The organism is Roseibium sp. (assembly GCF_048261595.1).
In the GTDB taxonomy this organism is placed as follows: domain Bacteria; phylum Pseudomonadota; class Alphaproteobacteria; order Rhizobiales; family Stappiaceae; genus Roseibium.
The window spans coordinates 602,912-623,039 of record NZ_JBLXFW010000001.1 but is presented as its reverse complement, the minus strand read 5'-3'; the positions used below and the strand labels follow the sequence as shown (position 1 = coordinate 623,039).

General features: G+C 59.8%; 18 protein-coding genes. 9 read left to right on the top strand and 9 right to left on the bottom strand.

Annotation, left to right across the window (positions count from 1 at the left end):
- Positions 1-119: 119 nt before the first annotated feature.
- Both ACN0SY_RS02710 and ACN0SY_RS02705 read right to left on the bottom strand, forming a co-directional pair.
- The gene (locus ACN0SY_RS02710) at positions 120-1,358 is read right to left on the bottom strand and encodes a glycosyltransferase family 4 protein (RefSeq protein WP_417684221.1); all 1,239 of its coding nucleotides are present in this window, start codon (positions 1,356-1,358) and stop codon (positions 120-122) included.
- Positions 1,359-1,464: 106 nt separating this feature from the next.
- Positions 1,465-2,022: a polysaccharide biosynthesis/export family protein gene (locus tag ACN0SY_RS02705; protein WP_417684219.1), complete on the bottom strand. Its 558-nt coding sequence runs from the start codon at positions 2,020-2,022 to the stop codon at positions 1,465-1,467.
- 193 nt (positions 2,023-2,215) lie between these two features.
- On the opposite strand from ACN0SY_RS02705, the gene ACN0SY_RS02700 reads away from it, so the two are divergent.
- Complete coding sequence (locus tag ACN0SY_RS02700) at positions 2,216-4,507, top strand: GumC family protein (RefSeq protein WP_417684218.1); 2,292 nt, start codon at positions 2,216-2,218, stop codon at positions 4,505-4,507.
- A 54-nt stretch (positions 4,508-4,561) separates the two neighbouring features.
- Here ACN0SY_RS02700 and ACN0SY_RS02695 read toward each other — a convergent pair whose 3' ends face one another.
- A complete protein-coding gene (locus tag ACN0SY_RS02695) occupies positions 4,562-5,791 on the bottom strand; it encodes a GNAT family N-acetyltransferase (protein WP_417684217.1) in 1,230 nt (409 codons plus the stop codon).
- 105 nt (positions 5,792-5,896) lie between these two features.
- Between ACN0SY_RS02695 and ACN0SY_RS02690 the strand changes: the two genes are divergently transcribed.
- Positions 5,897-6,997, top strand: a complete 1,101-nt coding sequence (locus tag ACN0SY_RS02690; protein ID WP_417684216.1) for a polysaccharide deacetylase family protein — start codon at positions 5,897-5,899, stop codon at positions 6,995-6,997.
- Here ACN0SY_RS02690 and ACN0SY_RS02685 read toward each other — a convergent pair.
- On the bottom strand, positions 6,957-7,172 hold the full coding sequence (locus ACN0SY_RS02685; protein WP_417684215.1) for a DUF2842 domain-containing protein: 216 nt from the start codon (positions 7,170-7,172) through the stop codon (positions 6,957-6,959). The genes ACN0SY_RS02690 and ACN0SY_RS02685 overlap by 41 nt on opposite strands.
- 132 nt (positions 7,173-7,304) lie before the next feature.
- Here ACN0SY_RS02685 and ACN0SY_RS02680 point away from each other — a divergent pair, with 132 nt between their 5' ends.
- The 4 genes from ACN0SY_RS02680 (at position 7,305) to ACN0SY_RS02665 (ending at position 9,911) form a co-directional block, all read left to right on the top strand.
- Entirely contained in the window at positions 7,305-8,408 is a 1,104-nt protein-coding gene (locus ACN0SY_RS02680; RefSeq protein ID WP_417684214.1) for a COX15/CtaA family protein, read from the top strand.
- Positions 8,409-8,735: 327 nt separating this feature from the next.
- Entirely contained in the window at positions 8,736-8,945 is a 210-nt protein-coding gene (locus ACN0SY_RS02675) for a cold-shock protein (RefSeq protein WP_417684213.1), read from the top strand.
- Positions 8,946-9,062: 117 nt separating this feature from the next.
- Positions 9,063-9,299 carry a hypothetical protein gene (locus tag ACN0SY_RS02670; protein ID WP_417684212.1) on the top strand — a complete coding sequence of 79 codons (237 nt, stop codon included), beginning with the start codon at positions 9,063-9,065 and terminating at the stop codon, positions 9,297-9,299.
- Between the two features lie 228 nt (positions 9,300-9,527).
- On the top strand, positions 9,528-9,911 hold the full coding sequence (locus ACN0SY_RS02665) for a hypothetical protein (protein WP_417684211.1): 384 nt from the start codon (positions 9,528-9,530) through the stop codon (positions 9,909-9,911).
- A gap of 142 nt (positions 9,912-10,053) precedes the next feature.
- Here the strand turns inward: ACN0SY_RS02665 and ACN0SY_RS02660 are convergent, their stop codons facing one another.
- From ACN0SY_RS02660 to ACN0SY_RS02640, 5 genes are all read right to left on the bottom strand, one after another.
- Positions 10,054-10,758 carry a VIT1/CCC1 transporter family protein gene (locus ACN0SY_RS02660; protein ID WP_417684210.1) on the bottom strand — a complete coding sequence of 235 codons (705 nt, stop codon included), beginning with the start codon at positions 10,756-10,758 and terminating at the stop codon, positions 10,054-10,056.
- A gap of 318 nt (positions 10,759-11,076) precedes the next feature.
- Positions 11,077-12,714: a fumarate hydratase gene (locus ACN0SY_RS02655; protein ID WP_417684209.1), complete on the bottom strand. Its 1,638-nt coding sequence runs from the start codon at positions 12,712-12,714 to the stop codon at positions 11,077-11,079.
- Positions 12,715-13,011: 297 nt separating this feature from the next.
- Positions 13,012-13,590, bottom strand: coding sequence for a YceI family protein (locus ACN0SY_RS02650; protein WP_417684208.1), 579 nt, complete (start codon positions 13,588-13,590; stop codon positions 13,012-13,014).
- A gap of 22 nt (positions 13,591-13,612) precedes the next feature.
- A complete protein-coding gene (locus ACN0SY_RS02645; protein ID WP_417684207.1) occupies positions 13,613-14,197 on the bottom strand; it encodes a cytochrome b in 585 nt (194 codons plus the stop codon).
- Positions 14,198-14,343: 146 nt separating this feature from the next.
- Positions 14,344-14,928, bottom strand: coding sequence for a YceI family protein (locus ACN0SY_RS02640; protein WP_417684206.1), 585 nt, complete (start codon positions 14,926-14,928; stop codon positions 14,344-14,346).
- A gap of 400 nt (positions 14,929-15,328) precedes the next feature.
- Between ACN0SY_RS02640 and ACN0SY_RS02635 the strand changes: the two genes are divergently transcribed.
- From ACN0SY_RS02635 to ACN0SY_RS02625, 3 genes are all read left to right on the top strand, one after another.
- Entirely contained in the window at positions 15,329-16,039 is a 711-nt protein-coding gene (locus tag ACN0SY_RS02635) for a glycerophosphodiester phosphodiesterase (protein WP_417684205.1), read from the top strand.
- 142 nt (positions 16,040-16,181) lie between these two features.
- Positions 16,182-17,252: a FecR domain-containing protein gene (locus ACN0SY_RS02630; RefSeq protein WP_417684204.1), complete on the top strand. Its 1,071-nt coding sequence runs from the start codon at positions 16,182-16,184 to the stop codon at positions 17,250-17,252.
- Positions 17,253-17,293: 41 nt separating this feature from the next.
- Complete coding sequence (locus tag ACN0SY_RS02625) at positions 17,294-20,128, top strand: EAL domain-containing protein (RefSeq protein WP_417684203.1); 2,835 nt, start codon at positions 17,294-17,296, stop codon at positions 20,126-20,128.

Genomic DNA, 20,128 nt, shown 5'->3' with positions numbered 1-20,128 from the left:
GCCGGACGGTTCCGGACCCGAGCGACGCAAACCGCTGGTCAGGCGTTGCCGCAGATCCGGCGCACCGCTCAGCGAATGCTGCAAGGACGATTGCTTGACGGATGTGTGTGCAGCCTTGTTCATTGCCGGTTGCTCGATCTTGCATAAACGGCGGGTGAAGCCGCTGCCGAGGTGCGGCTTGCGGTTGCCGACGTGGCCGGAGCATCGATGTCGATTGCCGTCTGGCCGCGAACCTGTTTGTAGAGTGTCGTGATCCGGTCGCTCATCAGTTCGATCGAGAACGTCTCCGCCAGACAGCCGCGCAGCTCACGGGCATGCTCGTCCATGGTTTGCGGGTCCGCCATCGCCTGTTCCATCGCGCGGGTCAGCTTGTCGATATGACCCGGCTCGATCAGGCGTGAAGCGTAGCGGCCGAAAATCTCCGGAATGCCACCGACGCGTGTTGCCAGCAACGGACGCTGAGCGGCCACCGTTTCCAGGATGATATAGGGCATGGCCTCGGCCCGCGAGGGAACCACCACGCATTTGGCCATGCGGAAGGCCTTTCGGGTGGGCAGGGCGCCGTGAAAGGTGACCCTGTCGGTCAGGCCGTAGTCGCGCACCATCTTGCGGTAGCGGTCTTCATCAGGCCCCTCGCCAACGATATGGGCACTTGGGGCAATGCCCGTCTTCAGCTTGATATTGTGGAGCGCGTCGATGAAGAGGTCGGTTCCCTTCAGGTCGCGCAGCATGCCGATATAGAGGAAGTCCGCAGCGTCATCATCAACGTTGACCGGTGCGAATTCGCTTGGCTGCAGCCCGTTATAGACTACGCGCGCCGGTGCCTTCGGATGGCAGACCTTGGTCTCGAAAGCCGCATACTCGTAGTCGGAAACGAATACCAGGGCATCGGTGAACCGGGACAACAGGCGTTCGATGGAGTGATAGACACGGCCTTCCCGCCGGTTCGGGTCATAATGCAGGCTGCCGCCGTGAGGGCAGTAGACGCGCGTCACGTCCTGGCCCTTCATGCGAAGAATGGTGCCGATCGTGCGAACATAGGCGCCGCCCTTGGCTCCGTGACCGTGCAGGACATCGGGCTTCAGGTCACGGATATGACGATATAGCTCGTGGGTCGATCGCAGATCCTGAATGGTAAGCTGACGCTTCATCGGAAAGCGTGCGATGCCGAGCGACAGGCTGGGGCGCAGTTCATCGACAATGGCGTTGTCGAAGCTGCTGCCGCTTGTGCTGTCGCAGATCAGGCCGACCTCATGACCTGCCGCTGCCTGGCTGGTCGCAAGGTCCTTGATATGCCTGAAGATCCCGCCGATGGGCGAGCGCACGCAATGGATGATCCTGAGCGGATCCTTCGTCATGGTACAGGCTCCCTGTTGCGTCTCCCGGATCTCTTGGTGGATCCATGAAGCCGATGGCCTGCACATTACACAGAGGAGGTGAGTCCGCGGTTAACCTGCGACGGGATCAGAAATAACGTTCCCGGACGTAAATCGTGTCGCCAGGACGCAATGGGTCCGAAATGGGAACACGTCCGTTTAGGATTTCACCATTGATCTGGCGGGTGATGTCGACGTCCTGCTGCTGCGCCCGGGTGGAAAAACCCCCTGCAGTCGCGATGGCGTTCTGGACAGTCATGCCGGCCACGTAGTTGTACTGGCCTGCGTTTTGCACTTCGCCCATGACGAAGACCGGCCGGTAGGTGTCGACCTCGACGGAAACGTCCGGATCCCGCAGGTACCCCTGACGAAGCTTCTGGGCGATTGCGACGGAAAGTTCCTGCTGGGTCTTGCCGCGGGCCGGAACGGTGCCGATCAGCGGAAATGAAATATATCCTGCCTGATCAATGGTATAGGTGTTGGAGAGGTCATCCTGTCCAAACACGATCACACGAAGCTTGTCGCTGGAATCAAGGCGGTAAGGCTGGGTCAGCGTCTCATGAAATGCGGTTGGCGGCTGCCTGTAGCCGCTGCAGCCTGCAAGGCCGGCGCAGATTGCCAGTGTCAGTACCAATCGGGTCGACATTCACTACTCTCCAATAGATCGGGCCAACCATCGCAAGACATGGTTAATGTCAGGTGAAGGCATTTCACCCGGGCAAAATGGATCGTAAAAACTACGAATGCGATTATTAACGCGGCCGACGCTCCGAAGATGGAGCGCTTAACCGATCGCTTACCCTAATTCGTCATAGTTCCCCCAATCCGTTGGAGTTTCGATGATGAGTTCACCCCGCAGCGCAATCCATGATGACGATATGGCCCTCGATCTTGTCGGTCTTCTGAGGGCGCTTGGCGCTGCCATGCGGTGGTTGGTGCCACTTGTTGTAGCGGTCACCGTTGCCACGTTCCTGGCGCTCCAGTTCGTTCCCGCCAAATACAAGGGCGAGGCGAGGGTGCTCATCGAAAGCAAGGACGGCGACTATCCGGGCGCGACCAGGGGCGTCGAGGAAGAAAGGGCGCTGCTGGACAGTGAAGGTGTTGCCAGTCAGGTTCAGCTCCTTATGTCTGCAGACCTGGCGCGCCGGGTCGCCAAACGGCTTGAACTTGCCGCTATTCCGGAATTCAAGGCCGGCGGGGGCGATAGCCTGGTGAACGATGCGCTGGTCCTGCTCGGCATTGCCCGCGATCCGAACCGGATCTCGCCCGAGGAGCGGGTGCTCAAGGTCTTCTATAAGAATGTCGATATCTATCGGATCGAGGACTCCCGTGTCATCGCCGTGGAGTATTCCGCCCAGGACCCGGAACTTGCAGCGGCCGTCGCAAATACCATCGTTGACGAGTACATCGCCCTTCAGTCGAGCGCCAAACGCGAAACCACCGAGATCGCGACGACCTCCTTGCAGCCCCAGATCGAACGGATGAAGGCCGAGGTGCAGGCCGCGCGCAAGGCTGTTGAGGACTTTCGCGCCCGAGCAGATCTCTTCGTGGGCACCGACAATCTCACGCTGAACCAGCAGCAGCTGGCCGAGATCTCGAGCAGCTACTCCGAGGCCCAGGCATCAAAGGCGGAGGCTCAGGCCAAGGCTGACCTGATCCGTGAGTTGCTCAACTCCGGCGGCGCGATCGAAACGGCCAGCGATGTGCTCGATTCTCTCCTGATCCAGCGCCTTCGCGAGCGCCAGGTGGAACTGCAGTCGAATATTGCCGAGCTGTCGATCACCTTGCTGCCGAACCATCCGCAGCTGAAGGCGCTTCAGTCCCAGCTCGCCGACTATGATCGCCAGATCCGCTCGGAAGTCCGCAAGGTTCTTGTCGGGCTTGAGAACGACGCAAAGGTAGCGGCCCAGCAGGCCGAAGCGCTCAAGACCCGCCTTGGCGAGTTGAAGACCGCCGCCGCGCAAACCAACTCGGATCAGGTTCGGCTCGTCGAGCTGGAGCGCGAAGCCAATGCAAAAGCACGGCAACTTGACGAGATGATCTCAAGCTTTCGCGATGCCGATACCCGGTTGAGGGCGCAGGCGCTGCCGGCGGACGCGCGCATCATTTCCCGTGCGGCAATACCGATCGAGCCTCATTCTCCGAAGGTTCTGGCCGTCACGATAATCGCGGCGCTGGTCACGTTCCTGCTCGGTTCCGGCTACGTGATCATGCGGGAGTTCCTGAGCGGCAATGTTCTTTATGCCGTCAACCACGGCTCGGGCGTTTCCCGTGCACAGGCAGCCGGCAACATTGAGAGGCAGCCAGCTCCGCACCGAAACATGCCGGCGGGCGAAGCCTGGGGCGCGGCGGCGGGTGTTTCAATGACGTCGTCCTATTCCTTCGGCGGGTATCGCGAAGCTGCAGCCCGCTATGTCAATGATGTTGCGGCGGGAGCCGACCCAGAAACAGCGCCTTCGCCGCGCCGTGCCGCACCGGTCGAACACGCAAGGTCTCATGGCGATCTCCATGATGGGAACCTTGCAGCGGAGCGGAGTGAGATGCCGGTCGGACACCCGCACTCCGGCTCCGGACCCGCTGCTGAAACCACAGACCCTGAAGGACTGATCGTCGTCTTGAGCATTGACGAGCCCGCACTGTCACACGAACGGGCCTTTGCCCTTGCGCGTGGTGCTGCCAAGACCGGCAGCAAGACGCTGCTGATGGAAGTCTTCCCTGAGATCGAGACACCTGAGGCGGCAGAAGGATTTTCCGATCTTGTCGAGGGCGCGGTGCAGTTTTCCGAAGTGGTCTATGCTGACGCGCATTCCGACATCCACATCATAGAGGCAGGTACCGGGTCCATTGACGACGAAGCCGCTGCCTCGGAGCGTTTTGATCGTGTTGTCGGGGCCATCTGCTCGATCTACGACACGGTCGTCATCGACCTTGGCGTCATTGACGGCTCGCTCGCAAGCGCCGCCTTCCTGCGCGAAGCCGATAGGGTGCTTCTCATGTCCAAGGGCAAGGGGCAGGGGCGAGAGCTTGAGAGTGCGGCCCGTCTGCTCGCCCACAATACAGGGGCCGAAGTGGAGGTTATCCATGCCGGGTCGGACACGGGCAAGAAGAAGAAGTCCGGGCGGGCTGCCTGAGGTCAATCGACGGCAGTAAGCCTGGCCCTCATTTTTTGGGGGGCGGACGAAGCATCAACCCTTCTGTGCGAGAACCTTCCGAAGCCGGCGTACCAGTTGCCACAAGGTTCTTGAGCTGCGGATCCGTCCCTTAATGTCTTGCCGCGTTCTTTGTGCAAGGGCTGCAACACGGCCCTTGAAGGTCACCGCCTTGAGGTGCTCGCAGAGGGGGACCGGTTGGGCCCAGGCGTGTTTGTAGCGTTCATCCCCCAGCCCAAGGTCGATATCCGTCATGGCCGGGTCGGCACAGCTAATGGCAATGATCTCCTTCAAAAGCACGACACCGGGGCTATGCGCCATCATCTCGTCATGGGCGATCGAGTTGGAATAGCCGTAGAGCGTTCCTTCGCTGCGAGCGCAAAGATATGTCGCCCTGATTTTACCGCCGCATTCGAGCCACCAGAGTTCCAGGCAGGGTTGGGCATCGTCTTCGGAAGGCTTCAGCAACTGCTCGAGAAATGCGGTGTTTTCGCCGTCGCAAAAGACATTCGGAATACCGGTCTGCGCAGCGCGGGACGTCCGTTGCAGAATGAAGGTGGCAAGTCCACGGGCAATCTGTTCATCTGTTTGGGCGCGAACGATCTCGTACTCACCCGCAGCCTCGAGCGCTTTCTGCTTCTTCAGCAGTTTCTTGCGGCTGTCCTTTTTGACGGCCGAGCGAAACAGGCTGTCGAAGTCGTCGGAAAGTTTTCCCTGGTAGACCGGGCTCGGACTTGCCACCCGCCTGCAAAGGGCGAAGGGCAGGGGCAACCCGTCAAGCCGTTCCGGCGTGTTGGCCAGCTGGATCATGTCGGCATTGATCGAGCGCCCCAGATCTAGCAGCTGGTTCGAAAGGTCGCTGGGGCTAATCTTCTCCAGTGCCGTTCTGTCCCACACACCGGTGAACTGGTTCCCGCGATCCTGTCCAAGAAAACGTAGCCAGCTGACCTGCCCTCGGGAAACCTGTTCCAAAGGCAGAAGGGCCGCCGGTTGGTCGCCGAGCCACAGACTTGCCAGCACCGCGGCCCTCTCGCTGCCAAGAGTGCTTGCATATGCCTTCATCCAGGCAGGTGTGTGATAGGGCAGGAGCCCGACGGGATTTTCGAGACGGGAGATGAACTCTTCCGCTGCCTTGAAATCGGCCAGGCGTTTGACGGAAAGGCTGGCCGCTTCCTGGATGCCGGCATTCCGGTGGGCGATAGTCTCGTCCGCGTCGGATGACGCAGCCCCCCTCATGCTCACGCCAATGTCTTGGCTCTGCCCCATCCTCGCCCTTCAGCTCGCTCATTCAACTCTAGGGAGAAATAGCAATAAATATTAAAGAAAACGTGCTTAGATTTGCCACGTGAACAGGGGTGAATTTGTCGTGTGATGACTGCAAGGCAGACGTTTTTCCAGAAATCCTTCAAGGTCTTGCATGGCAGTGGCCTCTCTCGCCTGCTGGCTCCGTTCACCCAGGGCTGCGGTGCGATCTTCATGATGCACCACGTTCGGGCCGATCAGGAACGGTCGTTTCGCCCAAACCAGCACCTGGAAATCACCCCTGAATTCCTGCGTGAATGCGTCGACCGGATCCGCCGCAACGGTTACGAGATACTCGCGATGGACGAGGCCGTGGATCTGCTCAAGAGCGGCTACGGACGCAAGCGCTACGCGGTCCTGACCTTCGATGACGGCTATCGTGACAATCTTGAAGTCGCTTATCCGGTGCTGAAGGAACTCGGGGCTCCTTTCACCATCTATGTTGCCACCGGTCTGATCGACCGCCAGTCCGATCTGTGGTGGATCGCACTGGAGCATATGATTGCCGCAAATGACGAACTGGTTCTGTCCGAGGATGGATCGGGCACGGGCATTTCGTGCCGGACGCTGCAGGAAAAGAATGCCTGCTATCACCAGCTTACCCAGTGGCTGACGCACGAGGTCGGCGAACTTGAACAACGTCAGATCATTCAGCGTCTCGCCGAGCGCTATGATTTCGATCTGGCCGCGCTGGTCGACCGGTTGATGATGACCTGGGACGACTTGCGCCAGCTGGCTTCAGAGCCGCTGGTGACATTGGGTGCCCATACCCACGGGCACCACGCTTTGGCCCGTCTGTCCGAGGAGGACGCGCGCAAGGATATCATGACCGGTGTCTACCGGATGCAGGCAGAGCTTGGCCGCAAGCCGAAACACTTTGCCTACCCTTACGGCAATCAGGTCGCGGTGAGCGAGCGCGATGCGCGCCTTCTGGCGGACATCGGCTTCAATTCTGCCGTGACCACATTCCCGGGTGTCCTGAAGTCGGTCAACGCACGCAGCCCGATGCTGCTGCCGCGTGTGTCACTCAATGGGCGCTTCCAGGATGCCTACGTCATCGACCAGTATCTGACCGGCGCACCTTTCGCGCTCTACCGTGCTGCCTGCTGGGCACGCGGTGGCTTCGGCCTCAGGACTGGCGTTTCCCGCCTTTTTCCATCCACCAGATGATGGCTCCCGCCGGAATTACCCACACCAGGCCGGCAATCGCGAAGTAGATCACCCGGACCAGCGTACTGGATTGCTGAAGCGTCATGTCGCCGATCACCATGGCGACGAGGGCGTAAACGATCACGAATACGACCAGCACGACCATGCCGACGAACTTGCGGAAGGAGGGAACCATCTGGATTTCTGTCCTTTGATCGAAGCGCGAGAGCGGTGAAGTGTCGCAAAAAGCCGTCTGTCACTTGCCGCTTTTGCCCTGCACCTATATCTCCCCCGGTCAAAGGTCAAATTCACGATTGAAAGTCAGCCGATGTCCGTGTCCTCCTCGCTTGGATCCGCAGCTTCCCAGATGCCGCTGAACGACGCTGAAACCCGCCAGCTTTGGCGCAACCGTGCACTGATCCGCTGGTGGCTTTACGGTATCTGCCTTCTGGTGCTGGCGATGGTCGTCGTTGGCGGCGCGACGCGGTTGACCGAATCCGGTTTGTCCATCACCGAATGGAAGCCGATCCACGGCGCAATCCCGCCGCTCTCGGTCGAAGAGTGGGAGGAGGAATTCGCCAAGTACCGCGAGATCCCGCAGTATGAGGCGATCAACAAGGGCATGACCCTTGACGAGTTCAAGTTCATCTTCTGGTGGGAGTGGGGCCATCGCCTGCTCGGCCGTTTCATCGGCGTCGCCTTCTTCGTGCCGATGGCCGTGTTCTGGATCCAGGGGCGTATCGAGCCCTGGCTGAAACCGAAGCTGGTCATCGGCCTGATCCTTGGCGGCCTGCAAGGGGCGCTCGGCTGGTACATGGTCGCCTCCGGTCTCGTAGACCGGATCGACGTCAGCCAGTACCGGCTGGCTGCGCACCTGACACTCGCCTGTGTCATCTTCGCCTATCTGTTCTGGATCGCCCGACGCCTTGTCCCGCGCGAAGCGGCTACCGCGGAAGAGGCCGAGGGTTTGAACCGCATCGGCCAGATCTTCCTCTGGCTGGTTTTCCTGCAGATCTTCATGGGCGGTCTGGTCGCTGGTCTCAATGCCGGCTTCACCTTCAACACATGGCCGCTCATGGACGGCCAGGTCATTCCGCGCGGCCTGCTGGTCATGGATCCGGCCTGGGCGAATTTCTTCGAAAACGTCATGACCGTTCAGTTCCAGCACCGCATGACTGCCTATGTTCTGGTTGCCGTCGCCGTGCTCCTGGTGATCCGTTCGAAGAAGGTCAGCGGCCGAAAGCCGGTGATGATGCCCGCGCGCCACATTGCCGGTTTCGTGCTGCTGCAGGTGATCTTCGGTATTGCCACGCTGGTCATGAATGTGCCGCTGCATCTGGCGCTGTGGCACCAGGCCTTCGCCGTCATCGTCCTGGGCGCCGCCGTCGACTATCTCGCTGCCCTGAAGGGACCTTACCCGGTCAGGAGGTAAGGGCGGAACGTCCCCCGGCCGGAACATCCTGTCGGGGGGAGCGGACTTAGTCCGATAAATTCGGATGGCGGGAAAACTTGAAGGGCAAAAATAAAAATTACGGGAAATATTTCCGCTTTCGAAAATAAATTTGAATAGGCAGAAGATAACCCTTGATAATTACAATGTCACACTCTAAATAGGGTTTATCGATTTTGCTTGTTGAACTTTGTACTACGCGATTTTTCGCGACCTCTACGATCTTCCTACACAATCTCGACCTAACCGCCCCGCTGGACGCTTGTCCTGCGTGGGCATCTGCTACTGATCGATTGAAAGGAAATCGTAATGGCTATTGGTACCGTAAAATTCTTCAACTCCACCAAGGGCTTTGGCTTCATTCAGCCGGAAGACGGCAGCGCTGATGTGTTCGTTCACATCTCCGCAGTTGAGCGCGCTGGCATGTTCGGCCTCAACGAAGGTGACAAGGTCTCCTTCGACGTTGTCCAGGACCGCCGTTCGGGCAAGTCCGCTGCTGACAACCTGCAGGCTGCCTGAAGACAGCTCCGCGGTTCGTGATGGCGAACAGCTTGGACGAAGCCGCACCAGAAATGAAAAGGCCGGGCAATTTGCCTGGCCTTTTTTGTTTGAGGCTCATCAAGAAAGGAAGCCCAAATGACTGAGAAACTGACCAAGGACACACTGTTCAAGCCGGTCAATTCGAAAGCCTTCACCAAGGCGGAGGTGACCAAGCGGGTCGCCGAGGAAATCGCGCGCAACGAGGCGGATGTCCGCAACGCCAAGACCCTGAGGCTGCGAACGGCGCGCCTCGAGATGGAGGCCCGGCAGGCCAAGGAGGCCTCGGCTGCAGGCGCGGTCAAAAAGGCGAGGCGCCCCGCTTCCAAGGTTTAGATGCGAGCTTTCAACAGCTTGTCCAATCGGGAATGCAAACAAGACCATCGCGAAAAGCCCGCACTCATTTTCTGTTTCCATCCCGGTACAGCTCTCAGTGACGAGAGGGTAAGGGCAAATGAACCGCGCCCTGAACCGTTGGGCGTGTCGGAGCCGGAACTACTGGAAAGCCGAAGGTAATGGTGACAGGATCCCAAGCCGCCCGGTTTTTACTTTCGCGGAGCTGATATGCCCTTTCCGTCGCTGACAATCCTGAACCTTTACCGCCTCACCCTCGGTGCGTCCGAGTTCACCCGTGCGATCACGGCGCTGAGCAAACGGGTCGAGAGGGAAGGCCATCCCGGCGTTCTGGGCTATCGCTTCTTCGTCAATGGTCACGAGAAGACGGCGCGGGCGGTGGTCGATTACCGCGATGCGAATGCCTGGATCGGTCACCACGACATTGCCATGGCGTGGCCGGAAATGAAGGCGCTCCATTCCGTTGCCAGCCTGACCGACGTCACATTCCTGGGCGATCTCACGCCGGAGATACAGGACTGGATCGATCGTTCCTCCCTGAAGGCCAGGGTCCATTCCGGAAACCGGTTCGCTGCCGGGTTTGTGCGCTCGTGAAACGAATAAGCAAATTTCGTCAATAGCTTGTCTGCAGAAAATGAATCTGTCTTTGAGCTTCCGGGACGACGGGGCCGAGCCGTTTGTTCCGTTCAGTCACACTCTTTGGCCGAACCAGTAGACCTGGGCTCTGCCGCCGTCTTCACACACTGACGCCAAAGATCCAGCCTATTCCGGCCGTGACTGCCATCGCGAACAGCCCCCAGAACACGACCCTGAGGGTTGCACGCAAGACAGGGGCAGCACCGGCTTTCGCCCCGAGCGCTCCGAGAATGGCAAGCGTTATGACAGTGACGACAAGGACGACCTGAATTATGGAACCTTCCGGCGCCGCAATCGCCGCCAGCAGCGGGACTGCGGCGGCAACGCTGAATGTTACCCCGGAGGTAAAGGCAGCCTGCAGGGGATTGGCGGCATGAACCTCCGACAATCCGAGTTCGTCCCGTATATGCGCACCGAGCGCATCGTGCTCGGACAGTTCCTTGGCCACAAGAAGCGCAGTCTGCTCGCTAAGACCCCGCTCGCGGTAGATGGCGGCGAGTTCGGCCAGTTCCTCCTCTGGCGCTTCCTCCAGCGCTTGTGTCTCGCGTGCGATGTCGGCGCGCTCGATATCGGATTGCGACGAGACCGAAACATATTCCCCGGCAGCCATCGACATGGCCCCAGCCGTGAGTCCGGCAATCCCGGCGATGACAACCGTGCCCGGGCTTGGATTGGCCGCCGCGACCCCGACGATCAGGGACGAGACGGAGACGATACCGTCGTTGGCACCAAGAACCGCGGCACGCAGCCAGCCGCTACGCGATACGTAGTGCGGGTCGTCCGGATGGGCGGAAGTCTCAGGCATCGGATCTCTCCTGGGGCAGCGATTGCGGGTGGGCAGCGGGAGGGCAATTTTTGTAATCAGCCGATATCTTATGTGGAAACCATAGGCGTCCGCCAGATCGTCTTTGCGGCACTGCGGCGAACCGGTTCCCGCGTCCGGTCTTCGCTTCGCCCGCGAATGCATTGCGAGTGAGGCGGTGCCTTACCTGACAGGCAGGGTGCCAATCATGTTTCAAGACTGAACAACGAGGCGGGGACGACCGGCGTCGGAGGCAAACAAGAACCCACCAGCCTCTCAGCCAGCGGGTTTCGTGCTTTCAAAACCTGAAACAGCCGAAAATCAGCCCAGGTTCAGTTCCTTGAAGAAGTCGTTGCCCTTGTCGTCGACGACGATGAAGGCAGGGAAGTCCTCGACCTCGATCTTCCAGATGGCTTCCATGCCCAGTTCCTCGAACTCGACCACTTCGACCTTCTTGATGCAGTCCTGAGCCAGACGCGCGGCAGGGCCGCCGATGGAGCCGAGGTAGAAGCCGCCGTGGGCCTGGCAGGCGCGGCGGACCTGCGGCGAGCGGTTGCCCTTGGCCAGCATGACCATGGAGCCGCCGGCAGCCTGGAACTGGTCGACATAGGCGTCCATGCGGCCGGCCGTGGTCGGGCCGAAGGAGCCCGACGGCATGCCGTCCGGGGTCTTGGCCGGGCCTGCATAGTAGATCGGGTGGTTCTTGAAGTAGTCCGGCAGCGGCTGGCCGCTTTCAAGGCGATCGCGCAGCTTGGAGTGCGCAAGGTCGCGGGCAACGATCAGCGGGCCGGTCAGCGACAGGCGGGTCTTGATCGGGTGCCTGGTCAGCTCGGCCAGGATCTCGCTCATCGGCTTCGTCAGGTCGATCTTGACCACGTTGTCGGACAGGTGCTCGTCGGTGACTTCCGGCAGATACTTCTCCGGATGCATTTCCAGCTGTTCCAGGAAGATGCCGTCCTTGGTGATCTTGCCCACCGCCTGACGGTCGGCAGAGCAGGAAACCGCAAGGCCTATCGGCAGCGATGCACCGTGGCGCGGCAGGCGGATGACGCGGACATCATGACAGAAGTACTTGCCGCCGAACTGGGCGCCGACGCCGGTTGCCTGGGTCAGCTTGTGGATCTCTTCTTCCATGGCCAGATCGCGGAAGGCATGGCCGTCTTCGGAGCCTGAGGTCGGCAGGCTGTCGAGATAGCGCGCGGAGGCGAGCTTCGCGGTCTTCAGGTTCATTTCCGCCGAGGTGCCGCCAATGACGATGGCAAGGTGATAGGGCGGGCAGGCCGCGGTACCGAGCGTCAGGATCTTTTCCTTCAGGAAATCGATCATGCGGTCATGGGTCAGGAGCGAAGGCGTGCCCTGGAACAGGAAGGTCTTGTTGGCCGAACCGCCGCCCTTGGCCATGAACAGGAACTTGTAGGCGTCCTCACCTTCGGAATAGAGCTCGATCTGCGCCGGCATGTTGTTGGCGGTGTTCTTTTCCTCGAACATGGAGATCGGCGCCAGCTGCGAATAACGCAGGTTCTTCTTGAAATAGGCGTCGCGCGAGCCTTCGCCGAGGGCAGCTTCATCGGAGCCGTCGGTCCACACGCGCCGGCCTTTCTTGCCCATGATGATCGCCGTTCCAGTGTCCTGGCACATGGGCAGGACGCCGTGGGAGGCGATGTTGGCGTTTTTCAAGAGGTCGAAGGCGACGAACTTGTCGTTCTCGGTCGCTTCCGGATCGTCGAGGATCTTCTTCAACTGCTCCAGATGGCCGGGACGCAGGAAGTGATTGATGTCCTTGAAGGCTTCTTCCGCCAGAAGGCGCAGGCCTTCCTTTTCAACCACCAGAACTTCCTCGCCGTTGAACTCGGCCGTTTTCACATAGTCGGACGTCAGCTTGCGGTAAGGCGTCTTGTCCTCGCCCATTGGAAACAGGGCGCTGTGCTTGTAGGCCGGCGGTGTGGTGGGAGCGTTCATGGTCGATGGCTCTCTTCATTTGTCTGGCTGAACCCGGGAAACGGCGGGCAGCTGCTGGATGACGATTTCAGCGCCCTCTTTACGCCAAAAATCCTAACAGAGCAAAACCCGCCGCACTGGCGTGGCAGTGATGACCACGGCGCGAGTAAGTCACTGTCTGTATTGGGATAAATTCGCCTGCAAAGGGCGCAGCGGACCGGTTTGCAGGGCCTGAACGGAAGTGCCCGCCCTCGTGCTTTGGTCGGGGGCGGGCACTTCAATCGTTTGAAGCCGGCCGGCGGTTCGCCGGTGCCGTGCCTACTGCGCGCGTGTGGCGGTCAGGTCGAGGGTGACCGTGACGGTGTCTTCCAAGGTGCCGGTGGCAACGCTGGTGCCCATTCCATAGGCCAGGCGCTGGACGGTTGCCGTTCCTTCCGCCTTCGCGGTGTCTCCGTCGATCTTCAAGGTGAAGTCGAGAACGACCGGTTGGGAGACACCCTTGATGGCCAGCGTTCCCTCCGCCTTGTAGGCGTCTTCGCCCAGCGGGATCACCTGCGTGGTTTCGAAAGTGGCGGCAGGAAAGGCGGAGATGCTGAAATAGTCCGGCTGCTGCAGCATGTCGTCATACTGGCGATTGCCGGTGACAACGCTGCCGGTTTCGATGGAGGCCTTGATCACGGCCTTTTCCGGAGCGGCCGGATCGAAGTCGATGTCCGCTGACCAGGCATCGAACTGGCCGACGACCTCGCCGTCTGCCTGCTTCACGGTGAAGCCGAGGCGGCTCTTGTCCTTGTCGACGGTCCAGTCGGCGGCCAGGGCGGGGGCCGTGAGAGCGGCCAGGCCGAGGCCGAATGCTGCGGCGGCGATGGACTTTTGTGCAAGTGAATGAAGCGTCATGGCAATTGTCCTTGTTATGTCGTCAGACAGCCGACTTTGACGGGCCGGTCGAGATCATCCGTTTCAGGGTCGTGTCCCGGGCGATGAAATGATGTTTGAGCGCAGCGCCAACATGGCCGGCCAGAAGCGCAATGAGCAGCCATGCTCCGTATTCGTGGACGAGCTTCAGCGTCGCCTCGGCTGCCGGCTTGTCTCCGAGAAAGGCCGGCACGGGCAGGTGCGGCACGTGCAATACGTCAAAGACGACAGTCGGAATGTTCCAGGGCGAGGCGGAAACCATCAGCCAGCCGGAAATCGGCAGCGCGAACATCAGCGCGTAGAGCCCGGCATGACCGGCATGGGCGGCAAGGCGCTCGATGGTGCCCATGCCCTCGGGCAAGGTCGGTGACGGATTGATCAGACGCCAGCCAAGCCGCAGCACTGCAAGCGTCAGGACGACGAAACCGATTGATTTGTGAAGCTGGTAGAGCTGAAAGGTCGCCGCAGCAGTGGGCGGCTGCGAGGTCATGTAAAGACCCAGGGCAAGCAGGATGAGGATAAGTGCCGCCATCGTCCAGTGAAAGACGATTGCCACGAGGCCGTAGCCAAGACGGGTGTTGCGCACCATTGGGCGTCCTTTTCTCGCTCCGGGTGTAAGGAGAAACCTCCGGACGGCTCTGCCACCTCTGCTACTTGGCGGCGGAGCTGTCCGAAAGCGCATTGTGCGGCCTTGCGTTCCCGGGAGGAGGAGGGCCGCAAGGCCGGGTCACGGTCTTAGTTGGAAACCGCAGCTTCGATCGTTTCGGCGTGGAAGGTCACCTGAACTTCGTCGCTGACGTAAGGCACATACATGTCCATGCCGAAGTCGGAACGCTTCAGCGTGGTGGTGACGGCAAAGCCGGCTGCCGGCTTCTTGGCCATCGGATGTTCGCCGATTGCAGCAACGACGACGTCAAGGGTCACCGGCTTGGTGATGTCCTTGATGGTCAGGTCGCCGGTCACCTTCAGCGCATTGTCGCCGGTCTTTTCGACTGCGGTGCTCTTGAAGGATGCCTGCGGGAACTTCTCGGCGTCGAAGAAATCAGCGGAGAGGAAGTGCTTGTCACGGTCGGCCCAGAAGGTGTCGAGCGAGTTGACGTCGATGACAAATTCGATCGAGGAATTTTCCGGAGCGTCCTGGTCGATCAGCAGCGTGCCTTCCCACTCGCCGAAACGGCCTTCGGTGGTGGAGTAGCCAAGGTGGTTGTAGGAGAAGGACAGGTTCGCATGGGACTTGTCGAAGTCGTATGCGACCGGTTCTGCCACTGCGGCACCGGCAAGAAGGGACAGGGCAAGAGCGGAAGTTGCAAGACGGATCATGTTTTCACTACCTCAAGTCAGGAAAATGCAGCGGCCTCGACGTGAGCGCCATGGAGGACGATTTAGTCGCTTTTGCGGGATAAACAATTTGACTTACTGTCCACTCTGAATGAACAAAAAACCGTGATCCGGTCGCGAGAATGCCGCAAACTCATGAGCTTGAGAGGGGCGCGCCACTTCTTGATCCTCAGGTATCGCAGCACGTTCGTTGAAAAAAACCGCAAGAGTGCTGGCGCCGCGACGAGCCGCTTCACGCTGTCATCGGTCAATCACGCGAATCGTGCAACCCTCTTATTCAGGTAGCCGCAAGCCATCGTGTCCGGCCTTTGAAATTGCAACTTGAACCAAGGCAGGACAGCTATTGTATTCCGTCTTGGCGACGGCACAGGGAGATCAACTGTTGCGTGACTTGAAAATCGTCTGCCACCGTGGGGCCAACAAGATCGCACCGGAGAACACGCTCGCTGCTCTGGAAAAGGCGATCGCACTTGGTGCCCACGCTGTGGAGTTCGACATCCACGCCAGCCGCGATGGTGTGCTTTACGTAATCCACGACGAAACGGTCGACCGCACGACTGATGGCAGCGGCCGCGTTGCCGACATGACGTCGGAAGAGATTGACTGCCTTGATGCGGGAAGCTGGTTTTCTCCGCAGTTCGCGGGCGAGAAGGTGCCTCGTCTCGATGCCTTTCTGGATGCCTGCGCGGGGCGGATCGCCACTTATGCAGAGATCAAGCAGGCAGATCCCGCCCTGGTACGCGACATGCTCCGGGAACGCGGGCTTCTGGAGACAGGCTGGACCTTTTCCTTTGACCCTGCCATTCGCGCCGATGTGCGCGCCAGGGTGCCTGATTTTCGGCTGATGGTGCTCTTCGAGCACGTTGGCAAGGTGTCGGAGGCAGTGGCACTTGGTGCGTCGATTCTTGAATTTCACCCCGATACCATGAGCGCCGAACGCGTGAGTGAAGCCCATGAGGCAGGGCTGGTGACGCAGATTTTCTATGCCGGTTCGGATCCAGACGTCTTCAAGGCGGCCATCGCCTATGGCATTGATCAATATAACATTGACGACGTTGACACATTGCGACGCGTCATGGCGTCGGATCAGTGACTTGCGAACCGTTCATTAAGAACGATGTGGTCACGGTAGTCGACTGTTTACCTTAAACACTTTCGGGTTTCCTGAAGTTTCAGATCTATTAAGGGTTTTTGCCAAGTATTGGGGTCTATTCGACACAGATATTTGGTGCAACGTGGACGCAAATCAAACCAAAACAGCCGGTGCTGGCCGGACCTATTGCGGTGCAGAAGCCAACAAGAGCGGCGCGCACCGGCGGCTCCTCGTAACTCTGGCAGTGCTATTCGGGCTCAGCCTGGTCATGCTTATGCCCTTCAAGGCAGCTGCATCGGAGTGGGTCCTGAAGCGGGTTACGGGCGTTGCCTATCTGGTTGCTCCGCAGGTGCCTGCATTTCGCGCCAAGTCCGGAATGGTCCTCCAGAAGGGCATGACCCTGGCAACCCGGGGTGGAGCGCGCGTCATGATTGCTCGCGGGACGGAAACCATTCTTGTCGGTCCGGGCACGACCTTCGCCCTGTCGCGCTATCGCAGCGACGGGGAAAAGACCACGCTCCTTCAGAAGACGGGCTCGCTTACCGTCGATGTCGCCAAACGCGACCGGCCTCATTTTACCGTTGAAACGCCCTTCCTTGCAGCTGTCGTGAAGGGCACCCGCTTTGAGGTGACGGTGGCGGGCAAGGGCGCTTCGGTTTCGGTTGACCGCGGCCTGGTGTCGGTAAGTGACTATGCATCTGGCGACCAGGCCGACCTCGGTCCCGGGCAGCGCGCATCCACGGCTCCTGAACAGAAGGTCGGTCTGACGGTTGGCGGCAAGACCAAGCCGACAGTCCGCTCCGGCCCGAAAAAGTCGCCAAGCTTCCAGACACCGGCGGTCAAGAATGTTCCGGCAGCAGCCAGCACCGGGAAGACCAGTTCCAATGCAAACGCAGCCGCGAATTCCAATTCCGGCGGCAACGGCAAAGGTAATTCCGGCAACTCCAACGCCGGTGGCAACGGCAATGGCAACTCCGGCAACTCCAACGCTGGCGGTAACGGCAATGGCAACTCCGGCAACTCGAACGCCGGTGGTAACGGGAATGGCAACTCCGGCAACTCGAACGCCGGCGGCAACGGCAATGGCAACTCCGGCAACTCGAACGCTGGCGGCAACGGGAATGGCAATTCCGGCAACTCGAACGCCGGTGGCAACGGCAACGGCAATGGCAATGGCAATGGCAATGGCAATGGCAATGGCAATGCCGAATAAAAGCCTGGCCGTCTGATCTTTCGGGAAGCGGAGTACGGAAAGTGGGTAAATCGAGGCGGGGCCATGCGATAGGGTTCGGCGCGTTGCCGTTGCTGGCCTTCGCCGCGATCGTATTCCTGTCTGTGCAGCTGTTCTCGATGGGTGCGTTGGCGCCGTTCGCCCGTACCTTCGACGAGATACGCCTGGGCCTGTCGCCACAGGACCCGTCGGGACAGATCCTGATTGTCGACATTGATGCCCGCAGTCTGAACGAAGTCGGAGTCTGGCCTTGGCCGCGTAGCTATTACGCCGACATCATCGATCGCCTGCTTGAAGGCGGGGCCGAAGAAATCGCCTTCGATGTCGACTTCAGCACGCGATCGACGCCATATGAAGACGCTGTATTCGCGTCTGCGCTTGAACGGGCTGAAGGAAAGGTATCTCTCGCCACCTTCCACCAGGATGCGATCGACGCCGCCGATGGAGAGGCGGAACTGATCGTCAACAAGCCGATCGATGACTTCGCACAGCATATCTGGCCGGCACTGGTCAGTGTCCCGATCGAGCAAGACGGGCGGGTTTGGCGCAGCTTGCGTGGTGACTTGCTTGAGGGAGAACCCGTCATGGCCCTGGCCGCTTTGCTGGCCGGTGTGGGCGGGGATCTGACACAGCCCTTCTATATCGACTACGGTATTGACCCCGCTGGGTTTAAACGCATTTCTGCGGTCGACATTCTTGCCGAACGGGCGAATCTCGGCGTTGTGGCGGGTAAGAAGGTTCTTATTGGAGCAAGCGCCCAGGAACTGAGGGATCTTTTCTCGGTGCCGGTCCACGAAGTGCTTCCCGGAGCGGTCATTCAGGCTCTGGCAGCGGAAAGCCTGATTTTGGGGCGCGACCTGAAACGAGCTGGTGGCGAGTTTCTGCTGGGCCTGACGGTGCTGCTGGTGTTCCCGATCCTTTTCTGCGGTCGGTTTGACTGGAAACTGCGGGCCGCCCTGATGGTTGCACTTTCGGCTGGCCTTGAAGTCGGGGCAATGGTTCTGCATGAAACGCGCCCGGTGCTTTTGCAAACCGAAGGTGCGCAGGTCGCGTTGCTTCTGCTGTTCGGCCTGATGATGGCCAAGCAGATCGGACTGGTCAAAATTCTTCTGAGAGTTTCCCAGATCCAGACGCGGAATTCCCGCATGGTCCTCGGCCGGGTTTTCGAGGACAGTTTTGACGGAATTCTGGTCGTTGATTCCAAGGCGGTCATCCAGATCGCCAGCCGATCGGCCGCGCGGATCCTCTGCGCGCCGGTCAAGGCAGGTCAGCTGGCCCGTACGTGTCTTCCGGACGAGATCTACCATGAAATCCTGGAAGCGTTGACGTGCTGCGACGACGACACCCTTCAGGCAAAGCCGCGCGAAGTTCACCTCAAGCCGGCCGATGGCACCGAGCGGATCATCGAGTTCGTGGTCACTGTATCCCGGCAGATTGCCACGGACCTCCGGTTTCAAAGATCGCAAGCGTCCGAGCGTCTTGCCACCGTTACCTGCCGCGATGTGACAGACCAGCGCAAGGCCACGCGGCGTCTTGCCTATCTCGCGGGACATGACCGGGTGACCGGTCTGATCAACGAGGCAAGCTTCAGCGAATGTGTCGACGCTGCATGTGCGGTTCCCAAGGAAAATGGCAGAACGTTCTGTATCGCTCTGATCGCGGTGGACGGAATGGACCGGATCATCGCGTCCCTCGGTTTTTCGATCCGCAATCATCTGCGCAAAGCCCTGGCGGAACGCCTCGACGATGCAGCAGAAACGGATGCCGTGATTGCATCGGTCAGTGAGAACCGCCTCGGCCTCCTCATCTCAGCACGATCGGAAGAAGACATTCTCGATCAGGTTCACGAGGTTTTCGAAGCCTTGTCCGGTGACTATACCCTGACTGGAAGCCGGATTCCGGTGAGCATAAGCATCGGCTATGCTCTGATCTGCGGAGATGTCCGGGACAGCTCAATACCGCTACGCGATGCCGGAAATGCGCTTTCGCTGGCAATGCGCTCAGGCGGCAACCGTGTCCTTCGGTTCGAGGACGTGATGCACACCGCCCTCGAAAGGCGCCGGACCCTTGAAATCGAACTCGTCGGAGCCTTGCAGAAGCATGAAATCCATGTCGTCTATCAGCCTCTGGTAGACCTTTCCTCTTCCACCATGATCGGTGTCGAGGCGTTGATGCGCTGGGAGCACAACGTGCTTGGTTTCGTCTCTCCAGCGGAATTCATTCCCATCGCCGAGGAAAGCGGGCGTATCCTTGAACTTGGCGGCTGGATCCTGCGTCAGGCCATGCGCGACGCCATGACCTGGCCGGCGGAATTGCGGCTCGCGGTCAATGTTTCCGCGGTCCAGTTCGCGGCGCCCGGATTCATCGACGTCGTCCGGACCGCCTTGTCGGAGACAGGGTTCCCGGCATCAAGGCTCGATCTGGAACTGACGGAGTCGCTCTTCGTCGATGAACGAATGGACATCGGTGGCACCATTTCTGCGTTGAAGGCGCTGGGCTGCTCGCTCGCGCTTGACGATTTCGGCACGGGCTACTCGAGCCTTGGCTATATTCCGCGGTTCCCGTTCTCGAAAATCAAGATCGACAAGAGCTTCGTGGATGACGTGTGCAGCGACGAGCCAAGCGCTGCCATCGTTTCCTCGGTCGTCCATCTGGCAGAAAGTTTCGGCATGACCGTGGTGGCCGAAGGCATCGAGACCGAGGACCAGGAACGCAAGCTGCGTGAACTCGGATGCGATATCGGGCAGGGCTACCTGCTCGGCAGGCCGATGCAGTCAATCGCCATCGCAGAACGGCTCAGACAGGCGGAAGCCGAGCGGCTCGCGCAAAGTGAATGCAAGCTCAGACAGGTCGTCTAG